The 21,689-nt window shown below is 40.3% G+C and carries 18 protein-coding genes; 6 read left to right on the forward strand and 12 right to left on the reverse strand.

The annotated features are described in order from the left end of the window. Nucleotides 1-48: 48 nt before the first annotated feature. The 3 genes from FTV11_RS12150 to yaaA form a co-directional block, all read right to left on the reverse strand. Entirely contained in the window at nucleotides 49-1,050 is a 1,002-nt protein-coding gene (locus tag FTV11_RS12150) for an adenosine deaminase (protein WP_180074069.1), read from the reverse strand. Between the two features lie 66 nt (nucleotides 1,051-1,116). Next, complete coding sequence (locus tag FTV11_RS12155; RefSeq protein WP_180074070.1) at nucleotides 1,117-2,439, reverse strand: NCS2 family permease; 1,323 nt, start codon at nucleotides 2,437-2,439, stop codon at nucleotides 1,117-1,119. 957 nt (nucleotides 2,440-3,396) lie between these two features. Next, on the reverse strand, nucleotides 3,397-4,179 hold the full coding sequence (yaaA, locus tag FTV11_RS12160; protein WP_180074071.1) for a peroxide stress protein YaaA: 783 nt from the start codon (nucleotides 4,177-4,179) through the stop codon (nucleotides 3,397-3,399). Between the two features lie 124 nt (nucleotides 4,180-4,303). On the opposite strand from yaaA, the gene FTV11_RS12165 reads away from it, so the two are divergent. Next, nucleotides 4,304-4,930, forward strand: coding sequence for an alpha/beta hydrolase (locus FTV11_RS12165; RefSeq protein WP_180074072.1), 627 nt, complete (start codon nucleotides 4,304-4,306; stop codon nucleotides 4,928-4,930). Between the two features lie 286 nt (nucleotides 4,931-5,216). Beyond that, nucleotides 5,217-5,741 (forward strand): hypothetical protein, encoded by a 525-nt coding sequence (locus tag FTV11_RS12170; protein ID WP_180064105.1) that lies wholly within the window; start codon nucleotides 5,217-5,219, stop codon nucleotides 5,739-5,741. Between the two features lie 85 nt (nucleotides 5,742-5,826). Here the strand turns inward: FTV11_RS12170 and FTV11_RS12175 are convergent, their stop codons facing one another. The 4 genes from FTV11_RS12175 to pheA form a co-directional block, all read right to left on the reverse strand. Further along, nucleotides 5,827-6,198 carry a hypothetical protein gene (locus FTV11_RS12175; RefSeq protein ID WP_180074073.1) on the reverse strand — a complete coding sequence of 124 codons (372 nt, stop codon included), beginning with the start codon at nucleotides 6,196-6,198 and terminating at the stop codon, nucleotides 5,827-5,829. 112 nt (nucleotides 6,199-6,310) lie between these two features. Next, on the reverse strand, nucleotides 6,311-8,560 hold the full coding sequence (locus tag FTV11_RS12180) for a bifunctional prephenate dehydrogenase/3-phosphoshikimate 1-carboxyvinyltransferase (RefSeq protein WP_180074074.1): 2,250 nt from the start codon (nucleotides 8,558-8,560) through the stop codon (nucleotides 6,311-6,313). 3 nt (nucleotides 8,561-8,563) lie between these two features. Next, nucleotides 8,564-9,655: a histidinol-phosphate transaminase gene (hisC, locus tag FTV11_RS12185; protein ID WP_078189092.1), complete on the reverse strand. Its 1,092-nt coding sequence runs from the start codon at nucleotides 9,653-9,655 to the stop codon at nucleotides 8,564-8,566. 69 nt (nucleotides 9,656-9,724) lie between these two features. Then, nucleotides 9,725-10,834 (reverse strand): prephenate dehydratase, encoded by a 1,110-nt coding sequence (gene pheA / locus FTV11_RS12190; protein ID WP_078194414.1) that lies wholly within the window; start codon nucleotides 10,832-10,834, stop codon nucleotides 9,725-9,727. A gap of 572 nt (nucleotides 10,835-11,406) precedes the next feature. On the opposite strand from pheA, the gene FTV11_RS12195 reads away from it, so the two are divergent. Next, nucleotides 11,407-11,937: a DJ-1/PfpI family protein gene (locus FTV11_RS12195; RefSeq protein ID WP_180074075.1), complete on the forward strand. Its 531-nt coding sequence runs from the start codon at nucleotides 11,407-11,409 to the stop codon at nucleotides 11,935-11,937. A gap of 145 nt (nucleotides 11,938-12,082) precedes the next feature. Here the strand turns inward: FTV11_RS12195 and FTV11_RS12200 are convergent, their stop codons facing one another. After that, nucleotides 12,083-13,225, reverse strand: coding sequence for an acyl-CoA dehydrogenase family protein (locus FTV11_RS12200; RefSeq protein WP_180074076.1), 1,143 nt, complete (start codon nucleotides 13,223-13,225; stop codon nucleotides 12,083-12,085). A 171-nt stretch (nucleotides 13,226-13,396) separates the two neighbouring features. Beyond that, nucleotides 13,397-14,743 (reverse strand): dicarboxylate/amino acid:cation symporter, encoded by a 1,347-nt coding sequence (locus tag FTV11_RS12205; RefSeq protein ID WP_180074077.1) that lies wholly within the window; start codon nucleotides 14,741-14,743, stop codon nucleotides 13,397-13,399. A 408-nt stretch (nucleotides 14,744-15,151) separates the two neighbouring features. Between FTV11_RS12205 and FTV11_RS12210 the strand changes: the two genes are divergently transcribed. Next, nucleotides 15,152-16,150: a glycosyl transferase family protein gene (locus tag FTV11_RS12210; RefSeq protein WP_180074078.1), complete on the forward strand. Its 999-nt coding sequence runs from the start codon at nucleotides 15,152-15,154 to the stop codon at nucleotides 16,148-16,150. A 90-nt stretch (nucleotides 16,151-16,240) separates the two neighbouring features. On the opposite strand, the gene FTV11_RS12215 is transcribed toward FTV11_RS12210, so the two are convergent. Next, a complete protein-coding gene (locus FTV11_RS12215; RefSeq protein ID WP_078189099.1) occupies nucleotides 16,241-16,507 on the reverse strand; it encodes a YeaC family protein in 267 nt (88 codons plus the stop codon). Nucleotides 16,508-16,509: 2 nt separating this feature from the next. Continuing rightward, complete coding sequence (locus tag FTV11_RS12220) at nucleotides 16,510-17,448, reverse strand: NAD(+) kinase (RefSeq protein ID WP_078189100.1); 939 nt, start codon at nucleotides 17,446-17,448, stop codon at nucleotides 16,510-16,512. 152 nt (nucleotides 17,449-17,600) lie between these two features. Here FTV11_RS12220 and mrcB point away from each other — a divergent pair, with 152 nt between their 5' ends. Together mrcB and FTV11_RS12230 are read left to right on the forward strand one after the other, a co-directional pair. Then, the gene (gene mrcB, locus FTV11_RS12225) at nucleotides 17,601-19,994 is read left to right on the forward strand and encodes a penicillin-binding protein 1B (protein WP_180074079.1); all 2,394 of its coding nucleotides are present in this window, start codon (nucleotides 17,601-17,603) and stop codon (nucleotides 19,992-19,994) included. A gap of 76 nt (nucleotides 19,995-20,070) precedes the next feature. Next, complete coding sequence (locus tag FTV11_RS12230; protein WP_180074082.1) at nucleotides 20,071-20,553, forward strand: tetratricopeptide repeat protein; 483 nt, start codon at nucleotides 20,071-20,073, stop codon at nucleotides 20,551-20,553. 142 nt (nucleotides 20,554-20,695) lie between these two features. Here the strand turns inward: FTV11_RS12230 and FTV11_RS12235 are convergent, their stop codons facing one another. After that, a complete protein-coding gene (locus tag FTV11_RS12235; protein ID WP_180009489.1) occupies nucleotides 20,696-21,595 on the reverse strand; it encodes an NUDIX domain-containing protein in 900 nt (299 codons plus the stop codon). Between the last annotated feature and the right edge of the window lie 94 nt (nucleotides 21,596-21,689).

Raw genomic sequence — 21,689 nt, forward strand, 5'->3', positions numbered from 1 at the left:
CATAAAAAAGGCAGTGAATATTCACTGCCTGAGATTATACGCTGATTATTAATTCAACGCTTCAATCTTTTTAATCCAAGCTTGTTTTTCAGCATCTGAAATAAATGATGCTTCAAAAGAGTTAATTGCCAATTGCTTTAACTCTGCGTTGCTTAGATCAAGTGCTTTGGTGATCGCAATGAAGTTATCATTCATATAACCACCAAAGTACGATGGATCATCTGAATTCACAGTGACATGCACACCTTGTTGCAATAGACGGCGAATATTATGCTCAGCCATATCATTGACCACGCAGAGCTTTAAATTGCTTAGCGGGCAAACGGTTAATGGCATTTTTTCTGCAATTAAACGCTGCATCAAAGCAGGATCTTCTTCTGAACGTACACCATGGTCAACACGATTTACTTTCAGCAAATCCAAGGCTTCCCATACGTATTCTGCTGGACCTTCTTCCCCTGCATGCGCAACGATAAGAAAACCTGCTTCACGGGCTTTTGCAAAAACACGTTCGAATTTTGATGGTGGATGACCCACTTCACTCGAATCTAAACCAACACCAATAATTTGATCTTTATATGGTAAAGCTTGTTCTAATGTTGCAAATGCTGCGTCTTCAGATAAATGACGCAAAAAGCACATAATCAGATGCGAGCTAATGCCCAGTTTTGCTTTGGCATCATCACAAGCGCATTGTAAGCCATTCAAGACAGTTTCAAAAGCAACCCCACGGTCTGTATGAGTTTGTGGGTCGAAGAACATTTCGGTATGAACCACATGATCTTCTGCACATTTTTCAAAGTATGCCCATGCTAACTCATAAAAATCTTGCTCATGAATCAGTACATTTGCACCTGCATAATAAATGTCTAAAAAAGACTGTAAATTATGAAAGTTATACGCTTCTTTTAATTCTTCGACTGATTGATAAGGGATTGCAATATTGTTGCGTTGGGCAATTGCAAACATGAGTTCAGGCTCAAATGTCCCTTCAATATGCACATGTAGCTCTGCTTTTGGCAAAGCGCGAATCAGCTCAAGTTGATCCATCTCTTATCCTCATAAAAATAAAAAAGGGTGCAAACTGAGTTTACACCCTTTCGCTATTTGACAGTATTAACCGCCAAATGCAGCAAATTTTAATGCCCAAAGTACAGCAATAATCCAGACCATATATGGTACAGTTTTCGCTTTACCTGTCAGCAATTTAACCAATGCATAGCTAATGAAGCCCATTGCAATACCGTCTGCAATTGAATACGTAAACGGCATAAATACAATTGTTAAGAATGCAGGGACTGCTTCAGTAATATCATCCCACTCAATATGAACGATACCTTGAATCATCAACACACCAACAAACAATAATGCTGGCGCAGTTGCAAAACCTGGTACAGACTGAGCAAGTGGTGCTAAGAACAATGCCAAAATAAACAATACAGCAACTACAACTGCAGTTAAACCTGTACGACCACCGGCAGCAACACCTGCTGATGATTCAATATAAGGCGTAGTCGAAGACGTACCCAATGCCGCACCCGCAACAATTGCAGATGAGTCAGCAAATAATGCTTTCTTCAAACGTGGTAATTTACCGTCTTTTAATAAGCCTGCACGGTGTGATACACCCACCAATGTACCTGTAGAGTCAAACAAATCAACCAAAAAGAATACAAAGATCACACCAATCAAACTTGCGGTGAATAGACCTTCGAAGTTCATTTGCATGAATGTTGGAGCGATTGAAGGAATCGCGCCTACAACACCTTTAAATTCGTTGAAGCCCATCAAGGTTGCAATTGCAGTAATCACCAAGATACTGATGATGATTGCACCACGTACTTTGAAGTGATGCATAACCACAACCATCAAGAAGCCAAGTAAAGCCAACAAAACTGAAGGTTGTTTTAGATCGCCCAAACTCACTAAAGTTGCTGGATTATCAACAATAATGCCTGCATTTTTCAACGCAATTAAGGCAAGGAATAAGCCGATACCACCACCAATCGCCAACTTCAATGACATTGGAATGGAGTTAACGATCGCTTCACGGATTTTAAACATACTGATCGCGATAAAGATCAGACCTGATACAAATACCGCAGCTAAAGCAGTTTGCCATTCCACGCCCATACCCAAACATACAGAATAGGTAAAGTAAGCATTTAAGCCCATACCCGGTGCTAGGGCAATTGGATAGTTAGCAACAATACCCATTACTAAACAGCCAATGGCTGCTGCTAGACACGTTGCGACAAAAACAGCGCCATGATCCATACCCGTTTCGGACAAAATCATTGGATTGACAATAATGATGTAACACATTGTCAAGAAAGTAGTTACACCTGCAATGACTTCTGTTTTGAAACTGGTTTTGTTTTCGCTCAGTTTAAACAGACGTTCAAGCATGTTCTCGGAAGATGGATTAGGAGTCGTCATGACCTAGCCCCTATGAAGTAAACTTTATGCATATAAGCATTCCACAAAATTAATCATGTGATGTATTCATCATTAATTTTGTGTATGCCTAAGCAACGAATATGCCAATTAGGCAGATTGTAGGCGTTAAAAAATCCTATTTTCAACAACATACAACACGGTACAAATGTTGAAATTTGCAAACAAAAAAGCTGCATAAACCTATGCAGCTCCTCTATTTATGTCATTTAATTCGTATTTAATATCAATAAATACTGATCAAATTAATTTCGGCAAATTATAACACATTGATTTTTTAATGTTTCCACATTTTCATCGCTTTTCAATTTAGTAAATTTAAGACATTGTTTTCTTTATAAAGTTTCAAATTATTATATATAAAAATAAAATATCAATATTTAAACGAACACTTCAAGACCATGCTTGAGCTCAATGCAAAAGCAGCAAGATTGATTTTTTTTAGCGCATATAAGGTGATGCGCTCAAATCATCATTGAACACCTGATTAATTTCTTGCTGTCGCTTTAACTCTGCATTCTTATAAACACTAAACCCTAAAAACACAATGCTGAGTATAAAAATTGGTATCAGTATTTTTTTCATAACAAAATTTTATTCATGTTTAAATATTTAGCTATAATAACAAAAAACTTAAACAAAAAAGTGATGTATTTCACAATTTTATATCTTATTAAGTCATTTAATAAGCTATTTGTTCGATCAATGTTAACTTTGTAATATATTTTAGACTGATAGACAAGATAATAACTGAATGTTTTTTCGAAGCCTTTTCCGCAAAAAGCCTCAAATCATAGATCATTTCACCTGCGAAATTTAAAGCACGATCAATTTCACAGACCCACCATTACATCTCGAATGAAGAAGATAAAAAAAGCCGCTGAGTTCTAAGCAGCGGCTATTCATATTCTTTTCGGTCTAAGTTTTTCAATTTCGAAATTAAGCGGCTTGTTGTTCGTCTCGCTTAAAGACCAATTCGCCCTTTAAGCTACTCTCTGCATCGAAATAATAACCATCGGTATTGAACGACTTGATATCTTCAATACGTTCAATTTTATTTTCCAACAAATAACGCGCCATTAGGCCACGTGCTTTTTTGGCATAGAAGCTGATGACTTTATATTTGCCGTTCTTTTGATCCAGAAAAACAGGTTTGATGATTTCGGCTTTAATTTTTGATTCTTTGACCGACTTATAGTATTCATCTGAAGCGATGTTGACCAAAAGTTCAGAGCCGGCTTTTTCCAAATCGTCATTGATGAGATTGGTGATTGTATTATCCCAAAACTCGTACAAGTTATGTCCACGTGGGTTTTGCAACTTGATCCCCATCTCTAAACGATATGGCATCATTAAATCCAGTGGACGCAATAAACCGTAGAGACCCGAGAGCATACGCAAATGGGTTTGTGCGTATTGAAGGTCTGTGTTTGCAAGTTGATAAGCATCTAAACCCGTATACACATCACCTTTAAAGGCAAAGATTGCTTGACGTGCATTGGCAAAATCAAAATCAGGCTGCCAATCTCGGAAGCGCTCAACATTTAAAGTCGCAATTTTCTCACTGACACTCATCAAGCTTGAAATTTCACTTGCCGACAATTTACGTGCGACTGAGATCAATTCTTCAGAATGATCTAATAGCCGTGGTTGAGTGAATTTTTCAGTCGGTAAAGCGGTTTCGTAATCTAAAGTTTTTGCTGGAGAAATTAAAGCGAGCATAAACATCCTGATTAATTTTTAATTAAACAAACTATAACAGTAGAGTATTTTCAAATCCAATCTGTGTTTTAGATAATATTAATCTGTAAACTATAGACTCTCCCGCTTTCACATTTTAGTCATTATGTCAGAACAACTGTTCATTCAAGGGCCGATGGGTCAACTTGAAATTTTTGTTGATTATCCACAGGGTGAAGTGAAAGGATTCGCGGTAGTTACACACCCTCACCCATTGCAAGGTGGTACACCACAGCACAAAGTCCCTGTGCTTTTAGCGCAAATGTTCTTAGAACGTGGCTATGTTGTTTATCGCCCAAGTTTCCGTGGTTCTGGCCAAAGTGCAGGAATACATGACGAAGGCAATGGTGAAACTAAAGACACTATGCAAGTCATTGAATTTGCTCGTAACCAACATCCGAACCTGCCATTTTATGCAGGCGGTTTTAGTTTTGGTGCAAATGTCATGACTAAATGCTATGCCCTATTGCCAGTAGAATTGCAGCCTGTACAAACTATTTTATGTGGCCTACCAACCACAACAGTTGCAGGTGTGCGTCACTATGTGACTCCGCATATTAAAGGTGATATTTTATTTATTCATGGTGAAGAAGATAATGTCACACTGTTATCTGACTTGATTCAGTGGGCCAAACCACAGCGCCATTTAATCACGGTTTTACCAGGTGCAAACCACTTCTTTACAGGTTATCTAAAACAGCTTCGTATTGCGATTTCACGCTTTTTAGTATAAAAAATACAAAAAAATGAGTCAGCTTAACTGGCTCATTTTTTTTGCCTAGTGACCGCTCTATTCCCCACCAATATTTCAGATAAATTCACCTACAGCTCTTCGATTTATCCATCTTTTTAGTGCATTGGCCATCATTATCTATTCAACATGTAATGACCTAATTCGTCGCTAGTTTAATTTTGATTACGCCTCAATTTTTTATCTAAAAACCAATTATTTACTTGTTTAAATAATCAACTACAGAAATAATACCCAGAAAAATTAAGATAAAATTTAGAGGGGAAAAATGAAATTTATTGTTGCTGTGATTTTAGGTCTAGGCATTGCAGCTTTGGTCTATTATTTTAATTCAACGCCTTCCACAACGACGAATTTGCCAGTTTCTACAGTTGCTGCGAACGATGGCCCCAAAGCCTATTTGACTGCTTCATACAAGATGAATGTCGATGGTCGTGATTTTAGCTTAAAGATGGTCTATGACTTTCCCAACAGCCAAGTGTGTGAAGCCCAACTCAACAGCACAGACACCATGAATATGATTTCAACCTTTAAGCAACGCTGTTCGAGTGACTCGGTGTGTAAAGAAGCTGAAATTTCATCTTGTTCACCTTTTACCGATCAAAAATATAAAGATATGCTCGATAAAAACTATCATGACACCCATTATATTTATCTTAGCGATAGCAAATTGACTGATCAACGTGGTGTGATCGTGTTTTGGGGACTCAATGAACAAGAGTCAGAAAAAATGTGTGACTATGTGAAAAAGAGCAATCGAACTATTAATCCTATCAATATTGAATGTCTATAACGTTGTTCGATACATTCCGTTAAAAAATAAAAAAGCAGCACTATGCTGCTTTTTTATAGATGATTTTTTAATTCAATTTTTCAGTTCATTTCGTCATTTGTTTCCATTGAAACTCACTATACGAGTCTTCTTCTTTTAAACTGTTTTCGACCGCTTGAGCCAATTGATTCAACAAACTTTGCTCAGTAATACGATCTAACCAATCTTGGTCTTCATCTGGATAAGAGGTAATTTCACAGACTAGACGACCTGATTCATCCTGCCCCTGACATGTCACTGAAAGTGGCAATTCATGTTGATCGACACTGACTGCAATCTGATCACCACTTTGCGATAATGTTTGAAAGCCATATTTCTCAAGCTTACTTGCTAAAAACTCAGCCACTTGAGTTTGAGTATCAGTACTGCTTTCAACTCGATTTGAATCGCTATGGGCGGTGAATTGTAGTTTTCTCATGTATCTATCCAAAGACATTCTTGTTGTATAGTTTTAGCATAAGCAATTAAAACCAAACAGCCAAGCATTTGCTTGGCTGTTGTTGAATAAATATACAAATTTAGTGAATTATTTATTCACTTACCGCAATCGTTAAACCGGCTTGAGTCGCTAGCTCTGTAAATGTTGGGAAACTTGTTGCAACAGTTTCTGTACCCACGATATTAATTTCACCCGAAGTACGTAAACCTGCCATTGAGAAGCTCATTGCAATACGGTGGTCATGATGTGATTCGATTTGACCACCTGTGAAGATTGCTCCCCACTCACCCGCTTTGCCTTGACCTTCAATGATGATACCGTCCTCGGTTGGCGTACAATCGATACCCATAATTTTTAGGCCATCTGCCATCACTTGAATACGGTCTGATTCTTTCACTCGAAGTTCAGCTGCACCAGTCAAAATGGTTTGACCCTCTGCACAAGCTGCTGCGATAAACAGCGCTGGAAATTCATCAATCGCCAATGGTACTTGATCTTCTGGCATATGAATGCCTTTGAGTGTACGTGAACCACGAATACGAATATCTGCAATTGGCTCACCGCCAGCGATACGTTCATTTTCAACAGTCAGGTCAGCACCCATCTGTTTTAAAATTTCGATCACACCTGTACGTGTTGGATTAATGCCGACCGCTTCAAGTGTGACATCTGAACCTTCAGTAATCGCTGCACCCACCATAAAGAATGCTGCAGATGAAATGTCAGAGGGTACTTGGATATCCGTACCGACTAACTTGCCGCCACCTCGAAGTGAAATGCGGTTGCCTTCTGTTTTCACGTCATAACCAAATGCACGAAGCATACGTTCAGAATGGTCACGTGTCGGTTCTGGCTCAGTGACAACAGTTTCACCTTCCGCCCAAAGACCTGCCAACAAAATACCAGATTTTACTTGTGCAGATGCCATTGGTAAGTCGTAGTGAATACCTTTCAGGTTTTGACTTCCGGAAATAGACACGGGCGGCGTACCACGCTCACCTGTAGTTTGAATTTGCGCACCCATTTCACGTAATGGTTTGGCAATACGTTCCATTGGACGTTTTGATAATGACGCATCACCCGTCATCACTGAATCAAACTTCTGTGCCGACAACATGCCTGAAAGCAAACGCATTGAAGTACCTGAATTGCCCATATACAAAGCGCCTGCAGGTGCTTTTAAACCATGCATACCTACACCATGAATAGTGACTTCGCCGTTTTTAGGGCCTTCAATACTTACACCCATATCGCGGAATGCTTGAAGGGTTGCCAAGGCATCTTCACCTTCAAGGAAACCAGTGACATGCGTTGTGCCTTCTGCAATAGCACCAAACATGATAGAGCGATGTGACACAGATTTATCACCTGGCACAGTAAATTTACCTTGGAATTGCTTTGGACCCGGTAAAATTTTGAATTGCTGTGTCGTCACTTTATTTTTCTCCATCAGTGGTTTCTTTGCGAGCATGTGATTGAAATGTTGGCGTGCTGCTTGTGCATGCCCCAACAGCCCCATCAACGCTTGTGAGTTTTCATCTTCAATCAGTTTGCGAAGAATAGCCAATTGTTTTTCAAAGCCATCTACCGCATTTAAAATTGCCTTTTTATTGGCAAAAAAGATGTCATGCCACATATGTGGGTCGCTTGCAGCAATGCGTGAGAAATCACGAAAACCGCCAGCGGCATAACGGAAAATATCTAAATTGTCTTCTCGGTTCGCGAGTTGCTCAACCAAGTTAAATGCCATCAAATGCGGAAGGTGACTGGTATGGGCCAACACTTCATCGTGTTTTTCCACATCCATGCAAATTACTTCCGCTTTGGCAGCTTGCCACAATTGAATTAGTTTCTCTACAGCCCAATCTGCACTGCTAGGTAATGGTGTCAAAATCACTTTGTGATTAGCAAATAAATCTACCTTACCTGCATGCACACCTGTCAGTTCAGCCCCAGCAATCGGATGCCCCGGTACAAAACCAGTAGGGAATTGCTCACCATAGACGGCTTTCGCTGCATCAACGACATTGCCTTTGGTACTACCAACATCGGTAATAATCGTCTGTTCGGATAGATAAGGCTTGATCGCTTCAAGGACTTTTTGTGTCGCTCGTACTGGCAAAGCCAAGACAACGAGATCTGCACCTTTGACCGCTTCAGCAGGATCGCTATAACCCTGCTGAATAAGTCCTAAAGCTTTTGCATCTTCTAGAGTTTTTTGTGAACGTGTAGATGCCACAATTTCCTTAGCCAATCCTTCAGCAATCATGACACGAGCTAGGCTTGAGCCAATTAGCCCAAGCCCAATAAAAGCAACTTTTTCAAATAGTGGTACAGACATGACTTAAGCTTTAGCCTCTAAGCCCAAAACTTTAGCCAATGCAGCTAAGAATTTAGCATTTTCAGCTTCAGTCCCAATTGATACACGTAAATGCTCAGGGATACCAACTGGACGAACAATCACACCTTCTTTTAATAAAGCATTGAAAGTCTGTGCAGGATCTGCTTTTACATTTACTAAAATGAAGTTGGCACGTGAAGGCACATACGCTAAACCTAAAGCATCAAAGCCTGACTCAAGTTGAGCCATACCTGCTTTATTGACTACACGTGATTTTTCAATAAACGCTTCATCTTTAAGTGCAGCAACTGCAGCAACCATTGCTAAATGGTTTACGTTGAATGGTTGACGAATACGATTGAGGAAATCCGTCACTTCAACTGAAGCCAAAGCAAAACCTACACGTAGTGCAGCCAAGCCATAGCATTTTGACATGGTACGGCTAACGATTAAGTTTGCGTATTGATCTAAGAATTTCAAGCTGTTGAAGTTTTCTGGGAAATATTCCACATAAGCTTCATCTAAAACCACGATCACATTTGCAGGTACTTTTTGCATGAACGCTTCAAATTCAGCTTCTTCAAACCATGTACCTGTTGGATTATTTGGGTTCGCAATAAAAATCAATTTAGTATTGTCTTTAATTGCCGCAGCCATTGCATCTAGGTCATGTGAAAAACCTTTTGCAGGCACTTCAATCGCTTCAGCATTAATTGCTTGTGTCACCAGACCATACACAGCAAATGCGTGTTGGCTATACACCACAGAGTCTTGCTCTGAAACAAAAGCACGAGCAAAAATTTCTAGAAGATCGTTTGAACCATTACCCAACGTAATGCGGTCATGTGCAATACCAAATTGTTTTTCAACTTGGTCTTTCAAAATAAAACCGCCACCATCCGGATATCGACCAATTTCTGCAAGTTCAGCAGCAACAGCTTCTTTCACTTTGTCAGAACAACCCAATGGGTTTTCATTTGATGCGAGTTTTACGATATCTGTAATACCCAACTCACGCTCAAGTTCACTAATTGGTTTACCTGGTTGGTAAGGCTTTAGCTTTGCAATGCCTTCATTGGCTGGGACAAACGTCATTTTACACTTCCAGTTTTTTCAAATGATGAAGGTGATCAACTCCTGATGGAATTGATCACAGTTGTGATCTTAAAGAACAGCAATCGGATATGAACCCAATACACGAATTTCTTTTACTAACGGACGAATTTCTTCAATTGCCGCTTTCACGTTTTCTTGCTCAACATGACCTTCCAAGTCCACAAAGAATACATAAGCCCATTTTTCTGGTAATGCAGGACGTGTTTCGATACTTGTTAAGCTAATATTATGCTTGGCAAACGGTGCAAGAATTTCAAGTAATGCCCCCGCACGGTCATGCGCAGAAATCAACAATGAAGTTTTATCATTGCCCGATTGTGGCACTTTCTCACGACCAATCACCAAGAAACGAGTAGTATTTTCAGGATTGTCTTCAATATTGCTATGCAAAATTTCAAGGTTGTAAATGTTCGCAGCGACTTCAGAAGCAATTGCTGCTGAGTGCCATTCATTGCGAATACGGCGTGCAGCTTCTGCATTTGAACTGAGTGCAACACGTTCTACACCCGGATAATGTGCATCTAACCAACCACGGCATTGCGCCAAAGTTTGTTGATGAGCATAAATTTGTTTAATGCTGTCTTTACGTGTGTTTTCAGACACTAGGAACTGGTGATGAATACGCAGCTCCACTTCACCAATAACATTCAGATGTGAAGATTTGAAGCAATCTAGGGTGTGGTTCACTACACCTTCAGATGAGTTCTCTACAGGCACAAGACCATAGTGCGCACTGCCTGCTTCTACTTCGCGGAATACTTCATCAATCGTTGGAAGAGGGCGAACAACAGCGTCTTGACCAAAGTGTTTCAACACCGCCGAATGTGTATATGTCCCAACTGGACCTAAGAACGCAATACTTTGCGGCGCTTCCAGGGCTAAACAAGCCGACATGATCTCACGGAATAAACGTGCCATTGTCACATCAGACAATGGGCCTTCGTTACGATCCATAACTTTACGTAAAACTTGCGCTTCACGTTCAGGACGATAAAACAATGGATTCTCTTCTGCAGCAAATTTTGCTTTTGCCACAGCTTCAGCTAGTTTCGCACGACGATTGATAAGTTGTTGAATCTGCATATCAACAGAGTCGATATCTTCACGAATTTGAGCTAAGTCCAGAGAAGTCGGAGTGTTTTGATCATCGTTGATCATTGTTATGTCGCCCTTCAAAAAAATTTTGCAAACAGTATAACAATAGTTAGCTTTCAAATGTTGCGCAATACGACTTTGATGGTTTCAGCCTTAAAAACATACAGTTGATTAAAGCTTCATCAGCTTAACTTAAGAGCCAAAACAGCCAAACTGATAGGTAAAGCCATAATTAAGACAAATCTTACCTTTTGACGGCTTTATTGATCATTCATCTTGAGCAGCACAATAAATAGACCTTCTCTTTTCCTCCAAATTTGCATCAGATCCATCCCCTTGTATAAGCCCATCAATCAGTTTATTTAATTGGTCATTGCAGTTTTAAATTTTGCTCTCAATACCTGTAGCAAAATAAAAAATTCTAAACTTGGGTTTCATGGCATAGAAATAATTTGAAACTTAAAGATGATCTATATAAACACTTGGTCATTGATCGTTTTTTCAGTGACTTAATAGGCACTTTCATCTAGTGTTTACAGTCATTGACGCATTTATTACAAAAGACACAGGTAATTTTTTTCATTGCTTTGTAGTCTAAATATCAGAAAAAAAATAACAGACCCATAGGTACAAGTATGCACAAGAAAATTGCAGTGTTAGTGACCTACGATTTTGAAGATATTGAATACCTTGAGCCTGTGGAGGCCTTTCGAGCCGCTCGGCACAGCATTATCAATATCGAAGATCAGGTTGGAAAAATTGTTTACGGTATTAAACGCCGTTCCCAGATCACCATTGACCAGAGTATCGAAGACGCCTCTGTCCATGATTTTGATGCCTTGTTTATCCCCGGCGGTTATTCCCCCGAGAAACTCGCTTTAGATGACCGTTTTATCTATTTTGTACGTAATTTTGCAGATAGCCAAAAGCCGATCTTGAGCAGTTGCCATGGTCCACAGTTGTTATTAGAAGCTGGTGTCATACAAGGTCGCCATTTCGCCCAATCTGAAACGCTGAAATCCGCTTTGTTAAACGCGGGTGTGGTGGTTTCGGATCAATCGGTCGTGAATGATAATAACTTGTATATATCGTCTCGCAGTACTTTAGATACGCCTGAATTTATTGAAGTCTGTCTACAAGTTTTGGGGCAACCGTCATTATCATAGATCTCAATATATTCACTTACACTCAACTGCATAATCTAATTCAAACACGTAAATCTATAGAAATACATCGTCACTATAGAAATACATTGTCAAAAAAATAGCGAAGTCTTCACTTCGCTATTTTAATTTCAGCCTGATAAATTGTTTATCGACCTAAAATACTTCGTGCCACGATTTCTTTCATAATTTCATTGGTGCCACCGTAGATTTGCTGAATACGTGCATCGACAAAGAAACGTGAAATTGGATATTCGGTCATATAACCATAGCCACCAAATAATTGAAGTAGATTATGAGCCACTTTCATTTGCATATCGGTAGAGAAGCTCTTGAGTGCTGCTGCAGTTTCAACATCAAGCTTGCCTTGCATATAAAGCTCAACATTTTGATTATAAAACGCCGCTGTAGCCAATTCGTCAATCTTAGCCTGCGCCAATACAAAACGAGTATTTTGAAACTGTCCAATCGCCTGTCCGAACGCTTGACGCTCTTTGACATACTGCGTTGCCACATCAATGGAACCACGAATCGCACCAATTGCAGTCGAAGCAATCGCAGTACGTTCACGCGGTAACTCTTGCATCAAGTAAGCAAAGCCTTGTCCAGCTTGACCCAAAAGTTGCTCTTTTGGCACTTTGACATTGTCATAAAACAACTCTGACGTATCTTGCGCATGCAGACCAATTTTATCCAGGTTAGTGCCCTTCTTAAATCCATCCAAATGGGTATCGACTAAAAGTAATGACACGCCTTTAGCACGTGCTTGTGGATCAGTTTTCGCCGCCAATACCACTAGGTCTGCATGTTGACCATTTGAGATAAAGGTTTTCGAACCATTGAGAAGATAATGATCGCCCTGCAAAATTGCACTACTGCGCATAGACTGTAAGTCTGAACCTGCACCCGGCTCCGTCATACCAATGGCACCGACCACTTCACCCGTGACCATTTTCGGCAACCAATGTTGTTTTTGTTCTTCTGAACCAATGTGCAAAATATACGGTGCTGCAATTTCAGAATGGCATGAAATACCTGTCGATAATGCACTAAAACCTGCGCGCGCAGATTCTTCAACTAGCATCAGTGAATAAAGCGTTGGGACGCCATAGCCGCCATATTCTTCAGGCACATCGACACATAAAAAGCCATTTTCACCCAAGGCATTCCATACTGAACGCGGCATAATGCCTTCACGTTCCCATTGCTCATAATGTGGTGCGACATGCTCTGCCATAAAACGGCGAAAGTTATCTCGAAATAATTCTAAGTCTGCATCATAAGCCAGCATGTGTTTCTTCCTTGGTTGAGTTTGTTGTTTTGTTGAACTCCATCCTATTGCAGTTTAGAACAGCCGTCATGCCTAAAAACTAAAGCGTTCAAATTTGGCTTTGGCCTTGCATAAAAAAAGGAAGCCGAAGCTTCCTTTTTTAATTACATCTTTTACATCACAGCATCTGCCTTAGGCATGATGTGCATTGCCTTCTTCTTGCATCTGACGGTCAATTTCTTCAGGATTTGCTAAAGCAAAATCCAGTTTTTCTTTGTCTAATTGACCCACCCATTTCGCAACCACAATCGTTGCCAAAGAGTTACCTACAAGGTTAGTTAATGCACGTGCTTCTGACATGAAACGGTCAATACCAAGAATTAATGCCAAACCTGCAACAGGAATATGACCCACAGCAGACAATGTTGCAGCCATCACAATAAAGCCTGAACCCGTCACACCCGCAGCACCCTTAGATGAAATGAGTAGAACCAACAACAACGTGATCTGATGCGAAATATCAAGCGGTGTATTGGTCGCTTGTGCAATAAAGATTGCTGCCATGGTCAGGTAAATAGACGTACCATCTAGGTTAAATGAATAACCTGTTGGAATAACAAGACCCACTACAGATTTTTCTGCACCAGCAAGTTCGAGTTTTCTCAACATACGTGGCAGTACAGATTCAGAAGATGACGTACCCAGTACGATCAGTAACTCTTCGCGAATCATGCGAATCATTTTCAAAATACTGAAACCGCAAATACGTGCAATTGAGCCAAGTACAAGGAAAATAAACAGCAAACAGGTAATATAGAAGCAGATGATCAACTGACCCAATTGCGCCAAACTACCAATACCATATTTACCAATGGTATAAGCCATCGCACCGAAGGCACCAATTGGCGCAAGCTTCATGATCATGTTTACAATGTTAAAGAATACATGTGCAATTTGATCAATAAACTTCAATACAGGCTTACCTGCATCACCAAGTTTATGCAATGCAAAACCAAATAATAAGGCAAATAATAGAACTTGAAGAATCTCACCCTCAGCAAACGCACCAACAACGGTGTTTGGGATGATATTCATAAAGAAATCTTGGGTAGATTGTGCTGCACCAGATTCAACATATTTAGAAATACCTGAAGTATCTAAAGATGCTGGATCTACGTTCATGCCTACACCTGGTTTTGCAATATTAATTACTGCAAGACCAATGATGAGTGCGATGGTCGAAACAATTTCGAAGTATAGTAAAGCGACACCACCTGTTTTACCCACAGATTTCATGCTTTCCATACCTGCAATACCACTTACCACGGTACAGAAGATCACAGGTGCAATAATCATTTTAATCAGCTTGATGAAACCTTGTCCTAGTGGATAGAACAATTCACCCCAGCCTTTTACGTATTGCTCGGTACCATTGATAATTTGTGTGCCACTTGGTGAGAAATGCCCCACCAATACACCCGCAATAATGGCAACGATCACTTGAAAATATAGTGACTTATAAATTGGTTTTTTAGCCATGACATTACTTCACGATATATTTCTGCTTCAAAGAAATATTCAGTTTTTGTCTATTTTCAAAAAATAAACAGCCCAAAACCCCTTTGTCTTCGACAAAAGAGCACCAAAGGTATTTGACTTAGCCAAATACAGAAAAACGAAATATGTATGGTGATTAAATAATCACATCAGGACCTGATATAAAATCAGCGCATTGATCAGGAGATGAAACACATACTAAAGTAGGTTAAATTTTACCTGTTTTTTAATGGCTTGTTCTGCCACAAATGTTAATTTCGGTTAAATAATAGACCGAGTTTATTAGACGATAGTCTAAAGACATCCTTTTTTAAACCTGTTATCAGGCTGAAAAATACCAACTATAGAAGTAAACTATCCTTAAGTCCTAATTTTAAGCCCAGTATTTGCATGAACAATAAACGAAATATTTACAAAGATTTTGAACATCCTTTTGCGCAATTTGTCCGTATCGTGGGTAAAGGTAAAAATGGCGCACGTTCTCTCACTTATGATGAAGCCTACCAAGCGTTCAGCATGATCTTAAAAGATGAGGTTTTAGACGTTCAATTGGGCGCTTTCTTGATGTTATTGCGTGTAAAAGAAGAATCTGTCGATGAACTGACAGGCTTTGTCCAAGCCACACGTGATCAGCTCAAGTTTAAAAAGCTTGATGTCGATTTAGATTGGTCATCTTATGCAGGTAAACGCAAACATTATCCTTGGTTTTTATTGGCCGCATTAACGCTGGCAAAACACGGCTACAATGTCGTAATGCATGGCGCTTCAGGTCATACCATTAACCGCCTTTATACAGAACAAGTATTAGAGTATTTGGGTTTTCCTATTTGCCAAAATGATACAGATGTGGAACAGCAGCTTATACAACGTCATTTTGCTTATATTCCGCTCGACGTCATTTCACCAATACTCAGTGATTTAATTTCACTACGCAATGTCATGGGCTTACGTTCCCCAATTCACACCCTTGCGCGTCTGATAAATCCATTTAATGCCAAAGCCACCATGCAAGCGATTTTCCATCCTGCCTATCGTGGATCACACCAACGTGCGGCATTCCAATTGGGTTATCAAAATACTGCTGTCATTAAGGGTGAAGGTGGTGAATTCGAACGTAACCCCGATGCAAAAACCTTAATTTGTGGCATCAAGGATGGTGAAATGTATGAACATGAGTTGCCTAAACTGACGGACAACCGTAGTCCAGTCGAAGAAGAACTTGATTTGGCCGTTTTTAAAGCCGTTTGGGACGGTCAGCAGACACATGAATATGGTGAAATCGCGGTCACCGAAACCATGGGAATCGCACTGTATACCATGGGCGCCGTCGCAAGTTTTGATGATGCAATGCAAACTGCCAAAACCATGTGGGCAAATCGTCACGCTTAAATAAGCAGTATGAAGCAAAAAATTTAGGCATGCATCAAGCCAATAAAAAGCCAGCATTAAGCTGGCTTTTTCAATCAGACAGAAAACGGATTAAACGAAACGAATCGGCTTGAACTCAGGTTCTTCCACATGCGAGTCGCAATGCTCATCTTCTTCTTTGGTCCCGCGGTCGATATAACCACTACGCTCATCTTCTGGCAAATGTTTAATTTCCCATGCATACACCGCTTGCATACAAATTTGACGTTGTTCTTGAGTCAGCGCTACGCCATTTGGCCATTTACCAATTTCAATTGCCGTTTTTAATCGACCAACAATTTCAGGATCGAGTACGGCAAGCATCTGTTCAATATTCATAATTAATCCTGCTTTAATGAGTCAAAATCTTGGTTCCAGCCTAGCTTGGTACGACATGCCATATAGAAATCATAACCAGGTGGATGTAATAAGTTGAGCTTAAATGGATGTTTGCGGATATGTAAACTATCGCCTACACCCAATGATACACTGTGTTGACCATCGGCACTGACCATTGGTAGAACACGATTTTCACGAATCAAAATTTTAATTTCGCTTTGTCCGCCGACGACAATCGGCCGTGACGACAAAGTATGTGGATGCATTGGCACTAAGGCAATCGCATCCATACTTGGGTGGACAATCGGACCACCACCAGATAATGCATAAGCTGTAGAGCCGGTTGGTGTCGAAACAATTAAACCGTCACTGTGTTGGCGGTATACATATTGCCCATCAATATTCAGTTCAAAGTCGATCATGTGTACCGATTTACCCGAGTGCAGCACAATATCATTTAAAGCTACAGCATCATAAATCGACTCGCCTTTCGAGCGAATTTCCATTTCCAACAAGAAACGTCGGTCTAGCTGAAACTCACCTTTGAGCACTTGATCTAACTTGAAAATCACTTCTGTCGGTTTGATATCGGTCAGGAAGCCCAAACGACCACGGTTCACCCCAATCACAGGGGTATTATATTTCACCAAGGCACGTGCGGCATGAAGCAATGAACCATCACCTCCGACAACGATCACCAAATCGACAACTTCACCCAATAAATTACGGCTGACCGTCTGAGTATTATTGTAGGGAACCAGCTGCGCTGTTTGCGTATCAAATACAGGATGTAATCCCAAACTCAAAATATGATCGTGGATCAAACATAGGGTTTCGATCACTGATGATTTGTCTGGACGACCAATCAACCCAATGTTTCGAAATGATTTATGTGAAATTTGCACCTGCGCTTTTGCTCCGCTTCGCCTCATTGGTATCATATCACTAACAGAAATGATTTAAAAAAACTTTAAAGTTTCGACTTTAGTGAAGTAGCTTCCAATATTTTGCATACATATAACAGTTTAAATATTGCAAAATACTGAAAAGCTTCGCATGATTAGCAAAATTTCTCAGGGTCTTATCACTATTTATGAAGTCTGAACGTGGCATAGGCATAATTGCACTGATTTTTTCGCTGTTAATTATCGGCGGATTTCTCGTGTTCAGCATTTATCTTATTCGTCTAGATAATATTGTACGGGACAAATTCGAAGGTCAACGTTGGGATATTCCAGCCAAGGTATTTGCTCGTCCTTTAGAAATTTATACCAATGCGCCTGTAAGCCAAGCAGACCTCAACCAAGAACTGAAACTTTTGGGTTATAACGCTCAAGACAGCTATGCGAAAACAGGGAGTTACGTTACTTCTGGCAATGTAACCTATATCCATACGCGTGGTTTTGACTTTGGTGATAGTGTCGACCCTGAACAAGTCCTTAAAGTGACTTTTGGTGAAGATCAAATCACAGAAGTAAGTGCGACCAAACCTTCAAGTAGTGGCATTGCCCGCTTAGAGCCGATGTTAATTGGTGGTATTTATCCTCAGCACAATGAAGACCGTGTGCTGATCAAACTGGATAAAGTGCCTAAGCCTTTAATCCAAGCTTTAATTGCTACCGAAGACCGTAATTTCTATCAGCATCATGGTATTTCGATTCGTGGTACAGCACGTGCCATCGTAAGTAATGTCACTGGTGGTAAACGTCAAGGTGGTTCGACCCTCACTCAGCAATTGGTGAAAAATTTCTATTTATCGCCTGAAAAAACCATTAAGCGTAAGGCCAATGAAGCCTTAATGGCGATGCTGATTGAACTTCACTATGACAAAGATGAAATTCTTGAAGCTTATTTAAATGAAGTGAACTTAGGGCAAAACGGTAATTATTCCATCAATGGTTATGGTTTAGCCTCACAATTCTATTTTGGTTTACCGCTGCGTGAACTAAATATTGCTCAGCAGGCGTATTTAGTCGGTTTGGTTCAAGGTCCAACTCTATTTAATCCGTGGAAAAATCCTGAAGGTGCGATTAAACGCCGTAATATTGTGTTAAACAATATGGTGGTGATGGGCTATTTAACTCAGGAACAATATGAAACTGAGTCAGCGCGCCCATTGAATGTCATTACAAAACCAACATTGGGCCCTTCTCGCTTCCCTGACTACATGGATATCGTACGTCGTCAACTGCGTACCGAATACCAAGAAAGCGATTTGACCAATCAAGGTCTTCGTATTTTCACCGCGATGGACCCGATTGCACAAACCCGTGTACAAACTGCATTTAAAGAATCTGTGGCACGTTTAAGCAATGCTAATCCAGCACGCTTAAAAGAATTACAAGGCGCGGTACTGGTGTCTCATCCTGAAAATGGTGAATTGGTTTCAGCAGTGGGTTCAACGCAGGACTTTACCGGCTTTAACCGTACAATGGATGCTAAACGTCAAGTCGGTTCATTGCTAAAACCTGTGATTTACCTCAGTGCGATAGAATCAAACCGTTATAACTGGGCGAGTCAAATCGAAGACAGTCCTTTCAGCATTCAAAGTGATGGCAAAGCTTGGACCCCGAAAAACTATAGTGGCGGCGCACATGGTGTCGTACCAATGGTCGATGCCCTATCAAACTCGTATAACCTTTCTGCGGTACGCTTAGGTCAAGAGTTCGGTATGTCCACGTTTATTAACCATCTGAAAAAGTTTGGTGTGACTTCTAATATTCCAAATTACCCTTCGATTTACCTCGGCGCTATCGATATGTCACCGATGGAAGTCATGAGTGTCTATGGTAACTTTGCAACCGGTGGCTTCAAATATCCAGTGAAAGCTATTCGTTCAGTGGTCGATGCCAATGGGCGTTTATTAGATCGTTATAGCTTAACGGTACAGCCGACTATTGCACCTGATGCTGCATTTATCTTGAACTACGGTTTACAACAAGTGATGAGTTCAGGGACAGGCCGTTCTGCTTATGCATCATTACCAGCTTCACTTAAACTCGCAGGTAAATCAGGGACAACCAATGATACACGTGACTCATGGTTTGCAGGTTATTCAGGTAATTACTTAAGTGTGGTTTGGTTAGGTTTAGACAACAATAAAGTTACAGGCTTAACTGGTTCGTCAGGAGCCCTTCCTGTTTGGACCAATGTGATGAAGCAGTTACGTCAAAAGCCAGTTAATTTACGTCAACCAGACAGCGTACAGTGGCATTGGTTAGACCGCTATTCAGGTAATTTATCTGCGCAGCATTGTACAGGTGCGATGTATATTCCTCTGTCGCGCAACTCTATTCCAAATCAGGCTACGGCATGTGGTTCGACACAATATGAAGTAGAACCTTACACAGTTGATACTGAAGAGACGCAGCCAACTCAGGAACAAAATGATAGTTTAGGTGACTACATTCGTGAAAGTGATGTCGATAATGATCAGGGTTCATCTGATCAACCTCGCATCATCTCAAGTGGAGAGTATTCAAATTAAACTGCAAAACATTAAAGTTTTAAAAACGTTCAGTATTCTGAGCGTTTTGACGATCATTTTGGCAGGTTGCCAAACCATGAACGAACCTGAGCAAAAGCCGCCTGCTGCGCCTGAAAAAAAGGCAGATATCCATGACCCTTCTGGGGTCATCATTACGCCATATGACCATCCAGAAATTAAACGTCAACGCATCGTTATTCCTGAACAGAAAACCCAAATTCAAATGTTTGATGATGGCCGCGACTTACCTGCATTCAAAAAATTGATGCAAAGTACGCAAACTGCTTATGCCAATGGAAAATGGAATGAAGCTGAAAGTGCGGCAACTCAAGCACAGCGTTTGGCACCACAATCTGCGGAAACTTTTTTATATTTGGCAATGATCGCCAATCGAAAAAATCAGCCTGCGAATGCAGAATCGTTGGCACTGCGCGGATTAAGCTATACTCAAACCAAGCCGATGAAACAACAGCTTTGGAATGTTGTTTTAAAAGCCGGTCAAATGCAAAAGAAAAGCAGCACCATTCAAAAAGCCCAACAAGCCATTAAAGCTCTTTAAGCACCCCCATAAAAAAGCCTGATCTTAATTGAGATCAGGCTTTTTTATTCATTACATACTAAAAGTAAGCTTATTTCCAATAGTTACTTTAAGTCTAAAATATCGACTTTAAATACAAATTTAATTCAATACACACTTTAATTTAAAAACTGCGAATACCTGCCACCCCATAAGCATGATGTTGCTGTGAAATAGACAATAATTCAGGACGCATGCCACCTAAAGCAAAAACAGGGATTTCTATGCCTCGTGCAATCTCAGAAAAATGCGCCCATCCCATACCTTGCGCCTCTGGATGACTTTGTGTCGCCAGAACTGGGCTCATAAAAATAGCCTCACAGCCAATTTTTTGCGCATGCAGCGCAGAAACTTGATCATGACAAGCTGCGATATAGCGCTTCCCAAGCTGTAAATCACCTTTATTTTTTTTCAGCAATTGGTGCTGCTTAAGATGTAAAGCCGAAATATGTGCTTGCACCTCTGTAGAGAGTAATGACCATAGATCTTCATTAATTATCAGTTGTTTTAAAATCACGGTAGGTAATTGATTTAATGCCTCTGCATTTTCTGCGCTGGCATCGACTCGCCAATAATACAACAGCGTCTCTTTAAGCGTTTCAAGTGTTGGTAAATCGGCGGTGATTTTGATCTGTTGCTGCCAATATAAACGCTGCAAAATAGCTTGATTGGCCTTTGGAAAATTCAAACTCATGAGTTGTTGACGCGAATACCAGGCCCATGGCTTTTGGATTTCATTCAGCAACGCATGCGGGACGGTGGCATGAAATAAATGTAATTTCACAATGACATCATCATATTCATGTTGAATAAAATCAAAAGCATGCCAGTCATGTAAACCAATTCCAACCTCTTCAAAAATTTCACGACGACAAGCCTGTTCAGGACTTTCACCCTGCTCGACTTTACCGCCCGGAAACTCATGTTTATTGCCCTGATGTTGTTTTGCTTCACGCCAACCCACCAGTACTTTGTCTTGATGCAATAAAATCGCAATGGCGACATCGATTTGCGGTTTAGACATAGTTCCCTGCTCTCTACTCTGTTCCAATTGATATCTAAGTGTAAGCAAATTTATCTTTTTTATAAAATCCTAAAATTACCGTTGACAGGCCTAT

Source organism: Acinetobacter sp. YH12231 (assembly GCF_013417755.1).
In the GTDB taxonomy this organism is placed as follows: Bacteria; Pseudomonadota; Gammaproteobacteria; order Pseudomonadales; family Moraxellaceae; genus Acinetobacter; species Acinetobacter amyesii.